The organism is Kineococcus vitellinus (genome assembly GCF_009906315.1).
GTDB classification, from domain to species: domain Bacteria; phylum Actinomycetota; class Actinomycetes; order Actinomycetales; family Kineococcaceae; genus Kineococcus; species Kineococcus vitellinus.
Genome location: NZ_JAAALL010000642.1, coordinates 1 through 537 on the forward strand (window position 1 = coordinate 1; position 537 = coordinate 537).

Here is a 537-nt window from a genome sequence, read left to right on the forward strand (position 1 = left end):
CCCCCGCCAGCAACCGCCACGCGTCACGACCCCTGCGCAAGCGCGCCGGCTCCCCTCCGCAGAGCACGGAGACCAGCGCACCGCCGACCCCGCACTGCAGCGCCTGCGCGCTCGCGAACACCGCGGTGTCCGCCCTGTCGACGCCGAGCACGTGGCTGGCCGCCACGGTCCCGACGAGCGTCCCGGCGACGCACCACCACCGCCGGGCCGGGCGCCGCACGGCCAGTGCCAGGGCCGCCCCCGCGGCCGGCCACCAGACCACGGCCGAGGGGTCCTGGAACCCGACGGCCGACGACGCCACGATCGACAGGACGGCCACCACGACGGCCGTCGTGACCGCGAGCCGCACCCCGCCGCCGGGCACGCGCGGGGCCACCGCGCGTGCCCGGCGGGCGCCGTCCAGGTCACCCGTCCGGCGCGGGGAGCTGCTCTCGGTCATGGCCCCTCATCGGCAGCCGCGCGGCGGGACTTGAGTGCTCCGGACGGGTGAATCCGGCGGACCCCGCGCCGGGGGCCCGGCGAGGGGTCCGCGGGGGC

Annotated in this window: 1 protein-coding gene; it reads right to left on the minus strand. The window is 79.7% G+C overall.

The genetic code is table 11. The features are described from left to right. A partial coding sequence (locus GTQ99_RS23890; RefSeq protein ID WP_205708145.1) for a hypothetical protein occupies positions 1–439 on the minus strand: 439 nt, incomplete at its 3' end. Positions 440–537 lie beyond the last annotated feature (98 nt).